Genomic DNA, 20,205 nt, shown 5'->3' on the forward strand with positions numbered 1-20,205 from the left:
GACCGGGAGAGCCGCCCAGATGTCCTCGATCGCCGTACCGGGCGTCCTAGCGCCCCGCCGCACCTGGCTGACCGACCTGCCCGTCCTGCTCGTGGCGGTCGTGTGGGGCGCGAGCTATCTCGCCGCCAAGGACATCACCACCGCCCGCACGGTGATCGCGGTCCTGGTGCTGCGCTTCGCGATCGTCCTGCCCGCCCTCGTGGCCGTCGGGTGGCGCTCGCTGCGCACCCTGAGCGCCGCCCAGTGGCGCGGGGCCGGGCTCCTGGGGCTGATCCTCAGCGGGATCTTCCTGCTGGAGACGTACGGCGTCGTCCACACCTCGGCCACCAACGCGGGCCTCATCATCAGCCTCACCATGATCTTCACGCCGCTCGCCGAGGCCGCCGTCACCCGCGTCCGCCCCTCACGGGCCTTCCTCGGCGCCGCCGCCCTCTCCGTGCTCGGCGTCGTCCTGCTCACCCAGGGCGGCGGCTTCACGAGCCCCTCCCTCGGTGACCTGCTCATGCTGCTCGCGGCCGTAGCCCGCACGGTCCACGTCCTGGCCATGTCCCGCGTCAAGTCCGTCCGGGGCGCCGACGCGCTGTCCCTGACCACGGTCCAACTCGGCGCCGCCGTAGCGGTGTTCGCGCTTCTGGCGACCGGCGCCGACAGCACGCCGTGGGCCGCGGCCGCGGACTTCGGGCCGCGCGAGTGGACGGGCCTGCTGTTCCTGTCGGTGTGCTGCACACTGTTCGCCTTCTTCGTGCAGATGTGGGCCGTCCGCCGCACCTCCCCGTCCCGGGTCAGCCTCCTGCTCGGCACCGAACCGCTGTGGGCCGCCCTGGCCGGCATCGCGCTCGGCGGGGACCGGCTCGGCGTGCTCGGCCTGGCGGGCGGCGCGCTGGTACTGGTGGGCACCGCGTGGGGGCGCCGGGCGGCAGGCTGACCCAGGTCCCGGCGGCGGGGCGCACCAGTGCGTGTCGACCGATCACGAGGGGGAGCCGGAGGTCCGGCTGAACGCGGACCGGACCTCCGGCGGGTCGCACCGTTCCTCGACGGCTGTGTGACCGCCCGGCTCAGCAGCCGTAGTTGACCAGCTTGAACGTCACGTAGTGGTCAGCCGTGTAGTAGTCCTCCTGGGTCTTCTGGCCGGTGACGATCCGGCGCGCTCCGCGCGTGGAAGAGCCAGGAGTGATGACGGTGTACTCGTGGTAATAGCCGGACGACTGGCTGGGCAGGACGCCTTCCCGGTTCTGGAAGACAACGCCGTCCTGCGAGTACGGGAAGGGGCCACCCTGCTCGATCAGGTCCAGGGTGTCGTGCGCCTGGGAGGGCAGGCTGCCGTAGCAGATGCTGCCGACCGCGGCGGCCGCCGGGGTCGCGGTGGTGACGGTGCCGCCGACGAGAAGGGCGGACAGGACGGCGGCTGCGGCGCCGATACGGGTGATCCGTGGGGGGAATCTCATGCCGTCATGATGACGCGCGTAGACAATGGCATGTCAATGACAACACTGCAAAATTTCCCGTCACTTGCGATGAGTTTTCAGGGAGTTAACCTGGGGACCGCCGTCTCCATGAAGTCTCCTCGGGGTGTCCTGGTCGGCGAGGTCCGGTCGCGGAAACCTCACTGCGGGGGGTTGCCGTGCTTGCGCAGGGGCAGGTCGGCGTGCTTGGACTGGAGCATCGCCAGGGACTTGATGAGGACCTCGCGGGTCTGCGCCGGGTCGATGACGTCGTCGATCAGGCCACGCTCGGCCGCGTAGTACGGGTGCATCAGCTCGGACTTGTACTCCTTGACCATCTTCTGCCGCATGGCCTCGGGGTCCTCGGCCTCGGTGATCTGCCGGCGGAAGATCACGTTGGCGGCGCCTTCGGCGCCCATCACGGCGATCTCGTTCGTCGGCCACGCGTAGGTGAGGTCGGCACCGATGGACTGGCTGTCCATGACGATGTAGGCACCGCCGTACGCCTTGCGCAGGATCAGCGAGATCCGCGGCACGGTCGCATTGCAGTACGCGTACAGCAGCTTGGCGCCGTGCCGGATGATCCCGCCGTGCTCCTGGTCGACACCGGGCAGGAAGCCGGGGACGTCCAGGAACGTGACGATCGGGATGCTGAAGGCATCGCACATCTGGACGAACCGGGCCGCCTTCTCGGAGGCTTCGATGTCCAGGACTCCCGCCAGCACCTGCGGCTGGTTCGCGACGATGCCGACAACCTGGCCGTCCAGCCTCGCCAGCGCGCAGACGACGTTCCGCGCCCAGCGCTCGTGCACCTCCAGATACTCACCGTCGTCGACGATCTCCTCAATGACCCGAGTCATGTCGTACGGCCGGCTGCCCTCGACCGGGACGAGCTCCAGCAGTGCCTCGCTGTGGCGGTCCGCGGCGTCCGTGGACTCCACGCGCGGCGGGTTCTCGCGGTTGTTCTGCGGGAGCAGGGAGAGGAGGTAGCGCACCTCGGCGAGGCACGTCTCCTCGTCGTCGTACGCGAAGTGGCAGACGCCGGAGGTCTCGGCGTGGATGTCCGCGCCGCCCAGGCCGTTCTGGGAAATCTCTTCCCCCGTCACGGCCTTGACCACGTCCGGACCGGTGATGAACATCTGCGAGGTCTCGCGGACCATGAAGACGAAGTCGGTGAGGGCGGGGCTGTAGGCCGCGCCGCCCGCGCACGGGCCGAGCATCACCGAGATCTGCGGGATCACCCCGCTCGCCTTGGTGTTGCGCTGGAAGATGCCGCCGTACCCGGCCAGCGCCGAAACGCCTTCCTGGATACGGGCGCCCGCGCCGTCGTTCAGCGACACCAGCGGAGCCCCAGTAGCGATGGCCATGTCCATGATCTTGTGGATCTTGGTGGCGTGGGCCTCGCCCAGCGCGCCGCCGAAGATCCGGAAGTCGTGCGCGTAGACGAAGACCGTGCGGCCCTCGACCGTGCCCCAGCCGGTGATGACACCGTCGGTGAACGGCTTCTTGGCCTCCAGGCCGAACCCGGTCGCCCGGTGCCGGCGCAGCTGCTCGACCTCCTGGAAGGAACCCGTGTCCAGGAGCAGCTCGATGCGCTCCCGGGCGGTCAGCTTGCCCTTGGCATGCTGCGCCTCGGTCGCCTTGTCACTCGGGCCGGCCAGCGCCTGCGCACGGATCTCGTGCAGCTCGGCCACTCGCCCGCGTGTGTCCGTGTTCATTCGGCGATGGCGGTGCGCATCGTCCACCGGTAGATGGGCAGCCGCCTGTCGCCGACGTCGCCGAACTCCCCCTCGTGCACGAAGTGTTCGTAGTGGGCGCCGAACAGGTATTTGATCTTCTCCGTCAGCGACGGGGACAGCTGGACGCGGTCCGCGTCCGGAATGGCGGACGGACCGCCGACCAGCAGTACTTCGAAGTCCGACATGGCGAAAGCCTCCTGACACGTGGATGGGCCGTCTGTCATGCCTCGCCAGGTTCGCGCCACTGCCTAAATTCGGGCCAAAAAAGAACCCCGCAGGGGGAGTTGTGGCGACCGCACGGTGCACGCCAGACTGGTCTTCAACGCCTGTTGAGTGGAATCGTCCTGTTTCTTGGCTCAAGGGAGCACACCGTGACTTCTCCTGCTGCCGGGCCGACCGCCGGCACAGCCCCGTCCGAACCCCCGCCCACGACCCGGCGTTCCCCCGACCTCCGAGTCCTGCTCGGCCCGTCGTTGCTCGGGCTCTTCCTGGTAGTCGCCTTCGCCGGGCTGATGATCCCCGGCCTGCGCAATCCCGCCCCGCACGACATGCCGCTCGGGGTGGCCGGACCGCCCCCGGCCGTCGAGACCCTCGGCCGGCAGCTGGAGACGGGCGCGCCCGGCGCCTTCGACGTCACCACGTACGCCGACGAGAAGGCGGCCCGTGACGCACTGCGCGACCAGGAGATCCTGGGCGCCATCGTCATCGGGCCCCAGGGCGCGCCCACCCTTCTCACCGCAAGCGCGGCGGGCGACGCGCCGACCCGGGCGGCGACAGCGGCCTACGAGCGGCTGATCGACCAACTCGGCACCCCACCGCGGACGCAGGACGTCGCGCCCCTGCCCGAGCACGACTCCCGAGGGGTCAGCGCGGTCCTGCTGTGCGTCGCCCTGTCCGTGGGCGGACTGCTCTTCCAGGTGGGTCTGAGCCTGGCGGCGGGAGGTGAACGAGCCGCCGCGCGATGGCTGGCCTCCGTCGCCTACGCGATGGTCGCCGGTCTTGTCGGTGCCCTGCTCGCGGGACCGGTCACCGGGGCCCTCACGGGGCACTTCGCGGAGTTGCTGGGAATCTCGGTCCTGCTGTCGCTGGCGGTCGTCGGCGTGGTGGCGGCGTGCCAGGCGCTGCTGCGCGCGCTCGGCATCGTCGTCGGCGCACTGCTCGTGCTGCCGCTCGGCGTCTCGTCGTCCGGCGGTGTCGTCGACCCGCACTTCCAGCCCGCCTTCTACGCGGCCGTCTCGGAGTACCTGCCCATGGGCAGTACGGTCTCCCTGCTGCGCAGGGTCTTCTACTTCGACGGCAACGCGGCCGGCGGCCCGCTGCTCACACTGGCGCTGTGGGCGGCCGTCTCCTGGAGCGTGGCGCTGGTGGTGGAGCGGTTCCGGCCGTTCCGCCCGGTCGTGGTCGTCGCACCCGCCTCCGCGCTGCGGGCCGGCCGTCCCCGGGCGGCCTGATGGCGGAGGAGCCCAGCGGCCCCGCCCCCGTACCGACGAAGCCGGACGGCCCTGACGGGGCACCGGAGAACCGCCGCGAGCTGATCCGGCTCGCGGCGGTCGAGCTGTTCGCCCGGCACGGCTACCGCGGCACCACGGTCCGGGCCATCGCGGAACGCGCCGGTGTGGACCCGGCCCTGGTGATGTACCACTACGGCAGCAAGGAGAAGGTCTTCTCCGTGGTGATCCGGGAGGCGATGCGCGCCGAGGAGCTGCTGCCCGCCCTGCCCGAGATCCTCGACGACCCCCAGGGCACCGACGGGACCCACGGCTCACGGGGCGGGCCGGGCAGTCGGCTGGTCCGCGGTTTCCTGACGCGCTGGGAGGACTCCGGGTCACGCTCCTCGCTCCTGGTGGTCTTCCGCTCCGCGATGGAGCACCCCGAGGCCTCGCGGCTGTTCAGGGAGGTGGCCGGCGGTGAACTGCTGGTGCCGATCGCCCGCCGGATCCCGACCCCCGAGCCCGAAGTGCGGGCCGTGCTCGTGGCCTCCCTGCTCGTCGGGCTGGTCACCGGCCGCTATGTGGTCCCCATCGGCCCGCTGGCCGACATGGACCTGGACACGGTCGTGGACCTCTACGGGCCCTACGCCGACGCCATGCTGCTGGGCCAGCTGGGCGCCCCGCCGTCCGTGCCGTGACACCGTCGCCGTCTCTCAACGGCGCCCGGGGAGTGTCCCGTTGACGAGCGCCTCGACGACCTGACGCCGCTGCAGCTTGCCGCTCGGGGTCTTCGGCAGGGCACCCCGGGGGACCACCTCCACCCGATCGGGACGCAGCCCGGTCTCCGCGGAGACCGCCGCGGTCACCGCCGCGCGGATCTCCGGGACGCGCTCGGCGTCGGCGTGGCTGCGGGACTCCACCACCAGGACCAGTACCTCGGTGCTCCGCTCCGGGTCCGGGCAGCCCACCGCGGCCACCGCGTCCGCCCGCACACCCTCCACCGTGGCGGCCGCCGCCTCGAAGGCGTACGGGTGATAGTTGGACCCGGCGATGATCACCACGTCCTTGATCCGGCCCGTGACGTACACCTGGCCGTTGTCCAGGAACCCCTGGTCGCCGGTGTCCAGCCAGTCGTTGCCGAGAACCTTCGCGGTCTCCTCGGGCTGGCGGTAGTAGCCCGACATCATGGAGGGGCAGCGCAGCAGGATCGTCCCCTGACGGCGCTCCGGCAGGTCCGCGCCCGTCTCGTCCACCACCCGGATCTCGATCCCCTTCAACGCCCTGCCCGACGACACCAGTTCCTGATGGTCGGGATCGTCCGGCGAGGCCTCCACGACCTCGCCGTGGGCGGCCAGCCGGTCGCGGCGCACCGGCAGCGTGATCAGCGGGTCGCCCGGCACGCACATGGTCGCCGCCAGGGTGATCTCCGCCATGCCGTAGCAGGGCGTCATCGCCCGCTCCCGATAGCCGTAGGGGGCCATGCGCTCGGCGAACGCGCGCAGCGTGCCGGCCTGCACCACCTCGGCGCCGTTGCCGGCGAGCCGCCAGGCACCGAGGTCGAGCCCCGCCAGCTTGCTGTCCGGCACATTGGTCGCACACAGCCGGTAGGCGAAGTTCGGTGCCGAGGTGAACGTGCCCCGGTAGCGGTGCATCGCCCACAGCCACCGCTCCGGACGCAGCGCGAACGACAGCGGCGGCATGCTCGCCACCGGAAGGCCGTGCAGCAGCGGGGCGAGGTTCAGCCCGATCAGTCCCATGTCGTGGTGGAGCGGCAGCCAGCTGACGATCAGATCGCCCGAGCGGTAGGCACGGTCACCGATCGCCGCGGCATTGGCGAAGACGGCCTCATGGGTGAGGGTCACACCCCGGCTGTCGCCCGTGGTGCCGGAGGTGAACTGGATCAGTGCGAGGTCGCCGGGCCGCGCCCGCACCGAGCCCGGCACCAGACCGCCTTCGAACGGCGGCTCCACGATCGCCACCCCGGCCTGGGCGCACGGCGCCGACACGGCGTCCCGGAACTCCGGGGAGGCCACCACGGCACGCGGCTCGGCCCGGCTGATCAGCAGCCGCAGCCGGTCCTCCCAGCGCTGCCGCCGCATGGTGGCCAGGGGAGGCTCGCACACGAAGGGGACGGCGCCCAGCAGGAAGCAGCCGTGCAGCGCCGCGTAGGCGTCGACCCCGGTGTCCATGCAGACACCGACCCGGTCACCGGGGCGCACCCCGTGCTCGGCCAGCGTGGTCGCCGCCGCCCCCGCCAGTTCGGCGAGTTCGGACGCGGTCAGCCGCACCGGCTCCCCGGAGCCCTCGACGTAGGCCAGCGGCCGGCCGGGATCGCGCTCGGCGATCTCCAGCAGGGCCGCACCGATCGTGCTCGCGGAGGTCAGGGACACCGGTCCCGGACGGTCTTCCGGCTCGAATCCCCTCCGGTCGATGTGAACGTCCTGGGTCGAAACGGCAACTGGCATTTCCTACCCCCGAATTGAAAGCCGCAGAGCGGCTGAAAATGGCATGGCGAATGCGAGCGCATGATGTGCAGCATGCAACGGGGAAGTCAAGCACGGCAATTGCTGGACCATGGCTTTAGGGAGCCGCAAGAGCATCCTTAGTCGCCCCGGGCATGATGGATTGGCTGAAATTTGCCGGGCAATCCCCGGATTCCCGCATCCGTCAGATCCCGGATCGGTATTTCCGATGCAACCTAAGGAACAACACGCCGTGTTCGCGCTCGTTTTCCCCGGACAGGGTTCACAGCACAAAGGGATGGGTGAGCAGCTCTTCTCCGCGTTCCCGGACGTGCTGGCGGAGGCCGACGAGTTCCTCGGCTATTCCGTCGAGGAACTGTGCTGCGCCGACACCGACGGTCTGCTTCAGAACACGGAGTTCACGCAGCCCGCCCTGTACGTGGTGAACGCGCTGAGCCTGTTCGCACACCGCCGGGACGGCGGGCCCGAGCCCGACTATGTGGCGGGGCACAGCCTGGGTGAGTACAACGCGCTGCACGCCGCGGGCGTCTTCGACTTCGCCACCGGACTGCGCCTGGTGGCCAAGCGGGGCGAACTGATGGCCCGCGTGGCCGACGGAGGCATGGCCGCCGTCGTGGGCCTGACGGCCGAGCGGGTCGGCGAGGTCCTCGACGCGCCGGGCCTGGGGAACCTGTCGATCGCCAACTACAACAACCCGACCCAGATCGTGATCGCCGGTCCCCGGGAGGACATCGAGCGCGCCCGCTCCGCCTTCGAGGACGCGGGCGCGGGCCTGTACACGGTGCTGCGGGTCAGCGGCGCCTTCCACTCGCCCTACATGTCGGAGCTCCGCGACGAGTTCGCCGACCACGTACGGACCTTCGCCCTCCGGCCGCCCGGCATACCGGTGATCTCCAATGTGACCGCCCGCCCCTACGACGACGACGTGGCCGGCGCGCTGATCCGCCAACTCGACCACCCGGTGCGGTGGACGGACACCGTGCGCCACCTCCTCGCCCGGGGCGTCGTCGACATCGAACCCCTGGGGCCGGGCCGGGCGCTGCGGGGGCTGATCCAGGCGACCCGGCGGGAGGTGGAGCGGCCGGCCCCGCAGACCGACGAGCCGCCCGCGCCGCCGACGGCACCCGACGGGGAACTGCGCCTGCGGCGGCCCGAGCGGCAGCGCCCGGCGCGTAGCGCCGTCGCCCCCGGGGAGTCGCTGCGTGACGCGCTGCTGCGCGACCTGCGCGGCACGGTCGCCGACGTGCTGAAGGTCGAGCCGTCCGCCGTCCGGCCAGAGGCGGAGCTCAGCGCCCTCGGCTTCGACTCGATCCGGCTCATCGAGTTCGCCGACCGGCTGCGGCGGGACCTCGGCGTCGACCTCACCCCGTCCGTGTTCTTCGAGCACTTCACGCTGGAGGCGTTCGCCGGCCATCTGCTCACCGAGCACCGCGACCTGGTGACCGCCCGTCATCCGGAGGCCGAGCCCGAGGAGGTGGGGCACGGGGGTGCCGAGCACGAGGCCGCGAGGTACCGGGACACGCGTCCGGCGGTACCGGCGGCGGCCCGGCCGGGCGCCCTGGACGACGCCCCTTACGCCGTCGCCGTCGTCGGAGTGAGCGCGCTCCTGCCCGGCGCCCCCGACCTGGAACAGTTCTGGCGGCGCCTGGTGGCAGGCGACGAGTTCGTGACCGGCGTGCCGGGCGAGCGCTGGAGCGACTGGGCCGGGCCGGAGCGGGCACGGGACGCGCACGGCGCCTTCCTCGACGAGGTCGACACCTTCGACTGCTCCTTCTTCGGCATCTCACCGCAGGAAGCGGAGCTGATGGATCCGCACCAGCGGCTGTTCCTGCAGACCGTGTGGAAGGCGATCGAGGACTCCGGACGCCGCCCCGGCGACCTGGCCGGCAGCCGCACCGGCCTGTTCGTCGGCCTCAGCTCAATGGACTACCTGGAAGTTCTGGGCCACAGCGCCGCCGGACCCCAGGCGCACACCGCCACCGGCCTGGCGCACGCCGTCCTGCCCAACCGCGTGTCGTACCAACTCGATCTGCGCGGACCCAGCGAGGCCGTCGACACCGCCTGCTCCTCCTCCCTGGTCGCCGTCCACCGCGCGGTGCGCGCTCTACGCTCCGGCGAGTGCGACCTGGCCCTCGCGGGCGGCGTGAACCTGCTGCTCAGCCCCACACCGTTCGAATGCTTCGGCCTCGCCGGGATGCTCGCGCCGGACGGCCGCTGCAAGACCTTCGACCGGGCCGCGAACGGCTATGTCCGCGGCGAGGGCGTGGTCGCGGTGCTGCTCAAACCGCTGGCCGCCGCCGAGGCCGACGGCGATCACATCCACGCCGTGATCCGGGGCAGCGCCGTGGGCCACTCGGGCCGCAGCGCCTCACTGACCGCACCCAGCCCCGAGGCCCAGGCGGACGTCGTCGTCGACGCCTGGCGCACCGCCCGCCTCGACCCCGCCACCGCGACGCACATCGAGACCCACGGCACCGGCACCAGCCTCGGCGACCCGATCGAGATCGAGGGTCTCAAGCAGGCGTTCACCCGCCTCTACCACGACTGGGGACTTCCCGCGCCCGCCGTGCCGCACTGCTCCCTGGGCTCGGTGAAGACCGCCATCGGCCACCTGGAGGCGGCTGCCGGGCTCGCCGGCCTCGTCACCATGGTGCAGGCCCTGCGGTACGGCCGGCTCCCCGCCCTGCGCCACTTCGAGGCCCTCAACCCGTACATCCGCCTGGACGGCAGCCCGTTCCGCATCGGCGACCGCCTCGCGTCCTGGGAGCCGCCCCGCACAGCGGACGACACCCCTCTCCCGCGCCGCTGCGGCGTCAGCTCCTTCGGCTTCGGCGGTACGAACGCCCATGTGGTCCTGGAGGAGTACGTCAGCGACCGGACGGCCGCCGTCCCGACCGCCGGTCCACTGCTGATCCCGCTGTCCGCCCGCACCCCCGACGCGCTGCGGGAGTACGCCCGGGACCTGGTCCACCACCTCGACCATCACGCGGCACCCGGCAGCCCGCCGGACTTCGCCCTGACCGCGCTCGCCGACACCCTCCAGCTCGGCCGGGAGCCGATGGAGACACGGCTCGCGGTGGTCGCGGACGACATCGACGACCTGTACGACGCACTCGTCCGCTTCCTGCGCGGCGAACAGCAGGGCGACACCTGGCGCACCGGACACGCCGCCGGCACCGCCGACCTGTCCCGCGCCCTGCTCGACGGCCCCGAGGGAGCGGCCCATCTCGCCGCCCTGGTCGAGGCCGGGAAGACCGGCACCCTGGCCCGGCTCTGGGCGGCGGGTGCCGACTTCGACTGGACGGTGCTGCGCGGCGACCGGCCCGTGCGCCGGACACCGCTGCCGACGTACCCGTTCGAACGCCGACGCTGCCGGCCGCAGGACCTCGTACCGCACGGACTCCCGCATCCGGCGCCGGACGCGATCGCCGCCGTGACGGCACCCGCCGCTCCGGTGGGACCGGTCTCGACCGAGGAGATCCGCGGGCACCTGGTCCAGCTGTTCGCCGAGACGCTGAAGTGGCGGCAGGAGGAGATCGATCCGTCCGCCCGCTTCGAGGACCTCGGGCTCAACTCCCTCCTCGTGGAGAAGCTGCGGCGCCGTCTGGAGGAGCACTACGGGCCGTTCGACAGCACCACGCTGTTCACCTACAAGAGCGTGGACGCGCTGGCTCGCCATGTGGCCGACCGGGTCCGCCGGACACCCGCGCCCGCTTCTCCCGCGCCCGCCGCGAACGCCCCGACCGTGACGGCTTCGCCGGCGGCCACCTCCTCCGCCACCTTCGATGAGCGGCACGGGTCCGCCGACATCGCCATCATCGGCATCGGCGGCCGCTACCCCCAGGCCCCGACCCTGGCCGACTTCTGGGAGAACCTGCGTCACGGCCGGGACTGCGTCGGGGAGATACCGCTCGACCGGCCCGGCTACCGGCGTTACGCGGAGCTCGCCCAGGAGCGCTTCGGCGAGGCGTGGCCCCGCTGGGGAGGGTTCCTCGACGACGTCGACGCGTTCGACGCGCAGTTCTTCCACATCTCGCCGCGCGACGCCCGGCTCCTCGACCCGCAGGAGCGGCTCTTCCTCACCACCGCCTGGGAAACCCTGGAGGACGCCGGATACACCCCTGCGGCCCTGGCCGACCCCCGGCTCGGCGACCGGCGCGGCTCGGTGGGCGTGTTCGCGGGGGTGACCTACAACAACTACCAGATGTTCGCCGGGAACGACCTGGACCAGGGTGTCTGGCGCATGGTCACCTCCCAGACCTTCTCCGTCGCCAACCGGATATCCCACCTGCTCAACCTGGGCGGCCCCAGCCTCACGCTGGACACCGCCTGTTCCTCCTCCCTCTACGCGATCCACCTGGCCTGCGCCGCCATCCGCCGCGGCGAGTGCGCCACCGCGCTGGCGGGCGGCGTGAACCTGTCGCTGCACCCCAGCAAGTACGTGATGCTCGCCGAGGCGGGATTCCTCGCCGAGGACGGTCGCTGCCGGGCCTTCGGCGAGGGCGGCACCGGCTACGTCCCGGCCGAGGCGGTCGGCGCGGTCCTGCTCAAGCCGCTGGACCGGGCGCTGGCCGACGGGGACCGGATCCACGCCGTCATCAAGGGCTCGGCGGTCAACAGCGACGGCCGCACCTACGGCTACGGCGTGCCCAACCCGGTCGCGCAGGCCGAACTGGTCCGTGCCGCGCTGCGCGACGCCCGGGTGGACGCCGGCACCGTCGGCTACGTCGAGGCGCACGGCACCGGCACCAGCCTCGGCGACCCCATCGAGGTGCGCGGCCTCACCGAGGCGTACGGGGACGCGGCGCTCCCGCACCGCCGGGACGGCCGCCCGCCGTGCGCCATCGGGTCGGTGAAGTCGGTCATCGGCCACGCCGAGGCGGCGGCCGGCATCGCCCAGGTCACCAAGGTCGTGCTACAGATGCGGCACGGCACCCTCGTACCCTCGCTGCTGCACTCGCCGCGGCTGAACCCCCATCTCGACCTCGACAGCACGCCGTTCCGCGTGCAGCGCGAGACCACCGCCTGGGAACAGGTCCGGCTGCCCGGCCCCGGCCGTGAGAAGACCGCGCCACGCCGGGCGGGGATCAGCTCGTTCGGTGCCGGCGGGGTCAACGTCCACCTCGTCCTGGAGGAGGCCCCGGCCCGACCCCGGCCGCCCGCCGCCGGCCGGCCGCTGGTGTTCCCGCTGTCCGCCCGTACGCCCGAGAGTCTGCGCTCCTACGCGTCCCGGATGGCCGCGTTCCTGCGCTCCCCGGAGCGGACCCCGGCCGGGACGGACGACGACACGGCACGCCCGGAGGACGTCGCGCACACCCTGCAGCAGGGCCGGGAGGCCATGGAGTACCGGGCCGCGTTCACGGCCCGCACCCTCGCCGAGGCGATCGACCGCTTCGACCGGCTGGCCGCCGGCCAGGACACCCCCGCCGGCCTCCACATCGGCCGCCGGCCCGACCGGTCCGGCACCGTACCGGCCGTGCCGGCGGACGCCACGGACGAGGAGCGGGCCGCCCGCTGGGCCGACGGCGCCGACACCGACTGGGCCGCCGCCCCGACCGGCGGGCGACGGGTGTCGCTGCCGACGTACCCGTTCTCCCGCGGCCGCTACTGGCTTGAGCCGAGCGGCAACCCGGACCCGGTACACCGACCCGCGCTGGCGCCGAGTGCCGACGCCCCGCAGGGCCCGGACCTGCGCCTCGTGCTCGCCGCCGTGCCGCGCGGCGAGCGGCACAGCGCCCTGGCCGCCCACATGCAACGGGAACTCGGCACGCTCCTCCAGTTCCCGCCGGACGACCCGCCGGACCGGCAGCGCGGCTTCTTCGAACTGGGCATGGACTCCGTGATGGCCGTCCGGCTCGGCAACCTGCTGGAGGAGTCGCTGGGGCTGGTCCTCTACGCCGGCGTCGTCTTCGACTACCCCTGCATCGACGACCTCGCCGGGCACCTGCTGGAACAGCTCGACCTGGACGCGCCCGACCCGGCCCCCACCGCGACGCCGGCCGACCACCCGGCGGACGGTCCGGCACCGCAGGTCCTCCACTACACCGCCGCCTGGGAACGCGCCGACGCGCCCCACGGACCCGGCTCCTGGCTCACCCACCCGGTCCTGGTCCTCGACGCCGACGGGTCCCTCACCGAACGCGTCCGACGGCACCACTCGGACGCCGCCCTGGTCATCGGCGTACAGCCCGGCGAGCGGTACACGGCCTCCGGTACCGAGCGCACGATCCGGCCCGGATCGGCCGAGGACCACACGGCCCTCCTCGCCGGCCTGGACACACCGCCCGTCACCGTCCTGCACGCCTGGACCGATCCGCGCACCGCGCTGACGTCCGTGTTCCACCTCAGCCAGGCCCTGCTGCGGGGCGGCCTGCGCCGACCGGTGCGGCTGCTGCGCCTGCACACCCGCACCGGCGGGCCGGCCGACGCCCTCGCGGAGGCCTTCGGCGGCTTCGCCCGCTCCGTCGAGCACGAGAACCCCCGCCTCGTCCAGCAGGCCGTGGCCGTGCACCGCGCGGACGGCCACCCGGCGGACGCCCTCCTGGAGGCCGCCCTCGTCGAACTGGCCGCCGACACGCGCACCGAGGCCGAGGTCCGCCACGACGACCGGGGGCGCTGGGCGCGCCGGCTCCGGGAGCTGCAGGCCGCGCCGTCGGCACGGGCCGGTGACACCGTCCGGGACGGCACGACCTGGGTGATCACTGGCGGTGCCGGCGGCCTCGGCCTGCTCTTCGCCGGGCACCTGGCCCGCCGGGCCCGGGTGAACCTGCTCCTGGCCGGCCGCTCGGAGCTGACCGACGACCGCCTCACGGCCCTGGAGGGCATCCGCGCCCTCGGCAGCGACGTCCGGTACGAACGCGCCGACGTCGCCGACCGGACCGAGGTGGACCGGCTCCTCGCCTTCGCCCGGGACCAGTGGGGCGCGGTGCACGGCGTCATCCATTCCGCCGGCGTGCTGCGCGACGGGCTGCTGCCGAACAAGACCGCCGACGAGATCGACACCGTCCTCGCCGGCAAGATCGACGGCGCCCGCCACCTCGACGAGGCGACCCGCGACGACGACCTCGACGTCTTCATGGTGTTCTCCTCGCTGGCCGCCCTCGCCGGCAACCCGGGCCAGGCCGACTACGCCTTCGCCAGCCGCTTCCTGAACGCCTTCAGCCGCGCTCGCGAGGAGAAGCGGGCCGCGGGGGAGCGGTCCGGCGCCAGCATCGCCGTGGTGTGGCCGTTCTGGCGCGAGGGCGGCATGCGCGTCGACGAGGCCACCGAAGGCTTCGTACGCCGCAGGCTGGGGCTGACCCCGCTGGAGAACGCCGTCGGCGTGGCCGCGTTCGACGCCGCCCTGCACCACGCCAGGCCCGAGTTCGGGGTCGTCCACGCCGAACGGGTCAAGCTGGAGCGGCTGTTGCGCATCGAACCGGCGCAGGACACCGACCGGCCCGCGCCGGCCGCCGCGGACGGTTACTCGACGGTGGCGGCCGAACTGGAGCACGTCCTGGCGGAACTGGAGTTGTAGGGCGTGCAGTCCGAGCACGTGTGCCGGACGCCCGCGACGGAGCCGACCGCGCGGACGTCCGGCGAACCACTGGGGGAGAGGAACGGTCATGACCGATGACGCCCTGCTGAGGCGTTCCCTGGACGCCGTCCGCGCACTGCGGGAGCAGGTCGGGCAGTTGCGCGCCCGGACCGAGGAGCCCATCGCCGTGGTGGGCCTGGGGTGCCGCTTCCCCGGTGGTGCCGACAGCCCCGAACGCTACTGGGACCTGCTGCGCGAGGGCCGCGACGGCATCACGGACGTCCCCGCCGACCGCTGGCCGGACGACCGCTGGTACTCGCCCGACCGCACCACCCCCGGCACCTCCTACACCCGCCGCGGCGGCTTCCTCACCGAGGGCGCTCACGCGTTCGACGCGTCGTTCTTCGGCATCCCGGACGCCGAGGCCCGCGAGCTGGACCCGCAGCACCGGCTGCTGCTGGAGGCGAGCTGGCAGGCGCTCGAACACGCCGGGCTGGTCTCCGGCACCCGCGCCGAGCAGCGCGTCGGCGTCTTCGTCGGCATCTCCGGCTCCGAGAACGCCCTGCGGCCCCGGCCGCTGCGGGACACCGGGCCGTACACCGCCACCGGCTCCGCGATCAGCGTCGCCGCGGGACGGGTGGCCCACACCCTGGGGTTGCGCGGTCCCGCCCTCGCGGTGGACACGGCGTGCTCCTCGTCGCTGCTCGCCGTCCATCTGGCCGTCGAGAGCCTGCGCCGCGGCGAGTGCGCGGCGGCCGTGGCCGGCGGGGTGAGCGCGATGATGTCACCCGCCGTCATGGTCGCCCTGAGCCGGATGGAGGCGCTGTCCGAGGACGGGCGCTGCAAGGTCTTCGACGTCGCGGCCGACGGCTACGCCCGGGCGGAGGGCTGCGGCATGGTCGCCCTCATGCGCGCCGGGGACGCCGCCGCCGTACGCGCGCCCGTGCTCGCCCTCATCACGGGGTCGGCCGTGAACCACGACGGCCGCACCAGCGGTCTGACCGTCCCCAACGGCAGGGCGCAGCGCGAACTGATCACCGAGGCGCTGAGGACGGCCCGGACCGATCCGCAGGACGTGGACTACCTGGAGGCGCACGGCACGGGCACCCCGCTGGGCGACCCGATCGAGGTGCGGGCCGCCGCCGACGTCCTGTGCGCCGGCCGGACCGCCGTGACGCCGCTGCGCATCGGCGCCGTGAAGTCCAACGTGGGGCACCTGGAGGCGGCGGCCGGAGTGGCGGGCCTGATCAAGACGGTCCTGGCCCTGCGGCACCGGGAGATCCCGGGCAACCTGCACCTGCGCACCCCCAACCCGCGACTCGGCGTCGAGCGGCTGCCGGTGGTCCTCAACGACCGGACGAGCCCCTGGCCGGACCACGCCGACGGCAGGGCGCGCACGGCAGGCGTCAGCTCCTTCGGCTTCAGCGGCACCAACGTGCACGTCGTCCTCACCGAACCCGCGGCCGCGCCCCGCCGCGCGTCGGGCCCCGACCGCCCCGCCCATGTGCTGGCCCTGTCGGCCCGCGACCCCGAGGGACTGCGCGACGCGGCGGCCCGCCTCGGCGACTGGCTGGCCCACCACCCCGAGGCCCCGCTCGCGGACGTCTGCCACACCACCACCGCCCGCCGCGCGCACTTCGCGCACCGCGCCGCCCTCGTGACCGCCTCGCGCGACGAACTCGTCGGCCGGCTGGCGGCCCTCGCCGCGGGCGGCGCCCCCGAGGTGGCATCCGGCGGCCGACAGCTCTCCGCGTCCGACGCGGTCGGCGCCCGTGACCGCGCCCCCACGCGGCCGGTCGCCTTCCTGCTCGGCGCCGACGCGGACCGCGCGGCCCACGTCGTCGCGGCGCTGCACCCCACTCACCCCGGCTTCCGCGCCCACTACGACGAGTGCGCCGCCGAGTTGGCCACCGCCGCGGGCGCCGACCCCGCCGCGGCGGCCGCCTCCGGACACCTCTCCTCCACCCTCGCGGCGGACGTGCTGACCGTCGCCTGCCAGGTCGCCCTGGTGCGTACGCTCGCGGACTGGGGCCTCGCCCCCGGCGCCGTGGCCGCCGGGAAAGCCCCTGGCGACCTCGCGGCCGGTCTGCTCGGCGGTGCCCTCGGCGTCCGCGAGGCAGGCAGCCTGCTCGGCGCCCGGCACACGGCCGCCCCCGCTCCCACCGCCCTGCCCCGGCGCGCCCCCGCTCTGCGTCTGCTGCACGGCCCGGACGCCACCGAGGTGACCGCCGACCAGGTCGCGGACCCGGCGTTCTGGACCCGGACCGCGACCGGAACCTCGGCACGAGCGGCCGCCGGAGCGCTCACCGTCCACGGCTACGACACCCTGATCCACATCGGCGGCGCGGCGGCAGCGGAGGACCCGAGCGGTGTGTGGCGGCTGCCCGGTGACGACATCTGGCGGGAGCTCCTCGACGGCCTGGCCCACCGCCACCTCCAGGGCGACGAGGTCGACTGGTCCGCCTTCGACGACGGCTACGACCGGACCCGGCTGGATCTGCCGGGCCAGGTCTTCCGGCGCCGCGCGTACCGCACCGCGGCCGCCGAGCCGGACACCCCGGCGGTACCGGGCACCGGCGCCCCGGTCGGCACCCTGGGACTGCAGGCGCTGCCGTCGCCGCTGGAGCAGCGGCAGTTCACCGCCACGGTGAGCCGGGCGCTGCTCCCCGAGGTCGCCGACACCGCGGGCGTCGTCCACGTCGGCTACCACCAGGACATGCTCGCCTCGGTGGCGCCCGCCGACGGTGGACTGCGGCTGTCCGACGTCACCTTCGAGCAGGCGCTGGCCCTCTCCGGCACCCGGGAACGCGCCGTGCACCTCGTCGTCGGCCCGCCCGACGGCGACGGCTGGTCGGCGTTCTCCGTGCACAGCCGGGCCATCGACGCACCGGCCACCGCCGACGAGCCGGGCAGCTGGCGCCGGCACGTCGGCGGCCGGGTGCGCACCGGGCCGACCGCCGAGGACACTGCCGCCGCACCGGAGCCGCTGACCGAGCAGGCCCGGGCGGCGATCAAGGAGCGCTGCGCCGTGCGGATCGACGGCGCCGACTTCTACCGTCGGCTGAGGGAACGCGGTGTGCCGTACGGCCCGTCCGTCGAGTGGGTCACCGAGGCGTGGCTCGGTGACGGCGAGGTCCTGGCCCGCCTCCGCGCCCCGTCCGCCGAGGAGACGCACGGCGGGCCCGGCAGGCCGGCTCCCGAACTCCCGGTGCCGCCGGGCGTGCTGGACGCCTGTGCCCCGCTCTACGCCCTCGCCGCGGAGCGGGACCTGCACGAGCGTGACCTGTTCATGGTCGCGGGGCTCGGCGAGGCCGGTTTCGGCGCCCGGACGGACGGCCCCCTGTGGTGCCATGTACGGCTGACCGCTCCCGCCACCCGCCAGAGCCTGGTCGGTGACCATCTGCTGGGTGCAGAGGACGGTCGGACGGTCGGCTGGGCCCGCGCCACCGAGATCCGCGTCATCAGCTCCGGCGGCCCGGCCCCGGACGCCCCGCCCACCGACGAGACCCGCGCGCGATGGCGTGGACCGGCCGGCCACGCGGCCCTGCGCTCCCGGCTCGCGCGGATGGTCGGGGAACTGCTGCAACTGCCTCCCGAGGACGTCCCGTTCAGCCTGCCGCTGTCGGAGACCGGGCTCGACTCGCTGGCCGCCCTCGAACTGCGCCGGCGCGTTAGGGCCGAGGCCGCGGTCGACCTCCCGGTCGACCTGCTCATCGCCGGACCCACGCTCGACGAGGTACTGGACCGCGTCACCGCGTCCGTCGAGGGACACCCGGTGAGCGAGACCCGGCGCCCCTACGACACCGACAGCGCCCGCTGGCTCCCGGCCGCCCCGCGCGACGATTGCGCCGTACGGGTGTTCTGCCTGCCCTACGGCGGCCGCGGGGCCTCGCTGTACCGGGACTGGGCGGCCGACGCCGATCCGGCGATCGACGTGTGCCCGGTGCAGCTGCCGGGCCGGGAGGAACGCGGGGACGAGCGTCCCCTCGACACCGTGGAGGAGGCGGTGGAGGCCGTCGCGCAGGCGATCGAGCCGTACCTGGACCGGCCCTTCGCCCTCTACGGACACAGCATGGGCGCCCTGCTCGCCTTCCGGCTGGCGCACCGGCTGGAAGGCAAGTACGGCGAGTCGCTGCGCCATCTGTTCGTCAGCGCGTTCAGCGCGCCGACGGGGCGGGAGAACCCGCTCGGCGCGCGGCTGCGGTCGGTCACGCGCGGCCTGGGCTTCACCGGCATGCCCGACCACGAGGACCTGATGCGGCTGCGCCGCGCGGAGCCGGAACGCTATCGGGACGCGCTGCGCACGGAACTGGGCGAGGACCTCGCAGGCATGGCCGAGGTGGCCCTCGACGGCGCCGGGTACGCGGACCTCCGGATCGTCGAGAGCTACCGCCACGACCTGACCGAGGCGCCGCTGCACCTGCCGGTGACGGCGTTCCACGGCACGGCCGACCCCGTGGTCCGCGAGCCGGACGCGAGGGCGTGGCGGACGCTGACCACAGGGGACTTCGAGCTGCTGGTCCTGCCCGGCGACCACTACTTCGTGCACGGCGACCAGAGCGGGCCCCGGGTCCTGACGGAGCTCACGCACCGGCTGCGCGCCCCGCACGGGCCGACGCGGAGCTGACGGCGGTCCGCCGCGGGAAACCGACCGGGCGGGCGGAGCTACTGGCTCCGCCCGCCCGGTGGCGGCTGGTGGCGCGGGTCATACCGCGGTGGGCAGCTCCAGTCGTTCGTCGGCGATCAGGATGGCCTGCTGCAGATCGCGCAACGCACGGCACGGCTCCAGACCCAGCTCCTCGTTGAGGCGGGTCCTGGCCTGCTGGTAGGTGCGCAGCGCGTCGGCCTGCCGCTCCGAGCGGCACAGGGCGAGCATGAGCTGGCGGTAGAACGTCTCCCGCAACGGGTGCTCGGCCGTCAGAGAGTAGAGCCGGCCCACGAGTTCGCGGTGCAGTCCGATACTGAGCTGCGCCTCGATGAGCGATTCGACGCACTCCAGCCGGGTCTCCTCCAGCCAGGTGGCGAAGCCCTCGATGACCGGTCCGTCGCACAGGTCGCCCAGGGCCTGGCCGCGCCAGAGGGAGAGCCCCGCCTCGAAGGCGGCGACGGCGTTCTCCGGCCGCCCCTCCTTGAGGTGCCGCCGCCCCTGGTGGAGCAACTCCTGGAACAGGTCCACGTCGATCCGGTCGTCGCCCAGGTGGAACAGATATCCCGGCGGCCGGGTCAGAATCGGATTGTGCTGACTGCCGGGTTGCGCGAGGAACTTGCGGAGTTGGGAGATGTACACATGAATGCCTGCCGTGGCCCGGCGGGGGGGATTGTCCCCCCAGATCTCGGCGATGGCCTCGTCGATGGAGACCACCTGTCGGGCGCGGATGAGTAGGAGCACCAGCAGCACTTGCATTTTTCTGGCGCTGACGAACCTGCCACCGCGGCTGTCGGTCACCCGAACCGGTCCGAGTATGTCGTATTGCACTTACTCAACCCCCGTTGACAATACGCTGCGTCGATTGCCGTTCTCTTGCTGGAACAGTTCTCAAGTCTTCTCCCGTCCATCTTCGTGATGTGCCGGGCTGTTGTTCCGTCGGCCGTGCA

10 protein-coding genes are annotated in these 20,205 nt (G+C 73.1%); 5 read left to right on the forward strand and 5 right to left on the reverse strand.

Features of this window, described 5'->3' with window-relative positions:
• The first annotated feature begins 19 nt into the window (after window positions 1–19).
• On the forward strand, window positions 20–925 hold the full coding sequence (locus OHU89_RS38580) for a DMT family transporter (RefSeq protein ID WP_405654825.1): 906 nt from the start codon (window positions 20–22) through the stop codon (window positions 923–925).
• 130 nt (window positions 926–1,055) lie between these two features.
• On the opposite strand, the gene OHU89_RS38585 is transcribed toward OHU89_RS38580, so the two are convergent.
• The 3 genes from OHU89_RS38585 to OHU89_RS38595 all read right to left on the reverse strand — a co-directional run bounded on the left by OHU89_RS38585 (window position 1,056) and on the right by OHU89_RS38595 (window position 3,366).
• A complete protein-coding gene (locus OHU89_RS38585) occupies window positions 1,056–1,445 on the reverse strand; it encodes a ribonuclease domain-containing protein (protein ID WP_405649575.1) in 390 nt (129 codons plus the stop codon).
• 158 nt (window positions 1,446–1,603) lie between these two features.
• Window positions 1,604–3,136 carry an acyl-CoA carboxylase subunit beta gene (locus OHU89_RS38590; RefSeq protein ID WP_405654827.1) on the reverse strand — a complete coding sequence of 511 codons (1,533 nt, stop codon included), beginning with the start codon at window positions 3,134–3,136 and terminating at the stop codon, window positions 1,604–1,606.
• A gap of 20 nt (window positions 3,137–3,156) precedes the next feature.
• Window positions 3,157–3,366 carry a DUF5988 family protein gene (locus tag OHU89_RS38595; RefSeq protein ID WP_405649576.1) on the reverse strand — a complete coding sequence of 70 codons (210 nt, stop codon included), beginning with the start codon at window positions 3,364–3,366 and terminating at the stop codon, window positions 3,157–3,159.
• Between the two features lie 186 nt (window positions 3,367–3,552).
• Between OHU89_RS38595 and OHU89_RS38600 the strand changes: the two genes are divergently transcribed.
• The gene (locus tag OHU89_RS38600; RefSeq protein WP_405649577.1) at window positions 3,553–4,632 is read left to right on the forward strand and encodes a hypothetical protein; all 1,080 of its coding nucleotides are present in this window, start codon (window positions 3,553–3,555) and stop codon (window positions 4,630–4,632) included.
• Complete coding sequence (locus OHU89_RS38605; protein WP_405649578.1) at window positions 4,632–5,309, forward strand: TetR family transcriptional regulator; 678 nt, start codon at window positions 4,632–4,634, stop codon at window positions 5,307–5,309. The genes OHU89_RS38600 and OHU89_RS38605 overlap by 1 nt, the downstream gene beginning before the upstream one ends.
• 15 nt (window positions 5,310–5,324) lie before the next feature.
• Here the strand turns inward: OHU89_RS38605 and OHU89_RS38610 are convergent, their stop codons facing one another.
• Entirely contained in the window at window positions 5,325–7,001 is a 1,677-nt protein-coding gene (locus tag OHU89_RS38610) for an AMP-binding protein (RefSeq protein ID WP_405649579.1), read from the reverse strand.
• Between the two features lie 301 nt (window positions 7,002–7,302).
• Between OHU89_RS38610 and fabD the strand changes: the two genes are divergently transcribed.
• Window positions 7,303–14,610, forward strand: a complete 7,308-nt coding sequence (gene fabD / locus OHU89_RS38615) for an ACP S-malonyltransferase (RefSeq protein WP_405649580.1) — start codon at window positions 7,303–7,305, stop codon at window positions 14,608–14,610.
• An 88-nt stretch (window positions 14,611–14,698) separates the two neighbouring features.
• Window positions 14,699–19,237 carry a beta-ketoacyl synthase N-terminal-like domain-containing protein gene (locus OHU89_RS38620; RefSeq protein ID WP_405649581.1) on the forward strand — a complete coding sequence of 1,513 codons (4,539 nt, stop codon included), beginning with the start codon at window positions 14,699–14,701 and terminating at the stop codon, window positions 19,235–19,237.
• A gap of 78 nt (window positions 19,238–19,315) precedes the next feature.
• Here the strand turns inward: OHU89_RS38620 and OHU89_RS38625 are convergent, their stop codons facing one another.
• On the reverse strand, window positions 19,316–20,086 hold the full coding sequence (locus OHU89_RS38625) for a BTAD domain-containing putative transcriptional regulator (protein ID WP_405649582.1): 771 nt from the start codon (window positions 20,084–20,086) through the stop codon (window positions 19,316–19,318).
• Window positions 20,087–20,205 lie beyond the last annotated feature (119 nt).

Source organism: Streptomyces sp. NBC_00019 (genome assembly GCF_045041015.1).
Classification (GTDB): domain Bacteria; phylum Actinomycetota; class Actinomycetes; order Streptomycetales; family Streptomycetaceae; genus Streptomyces.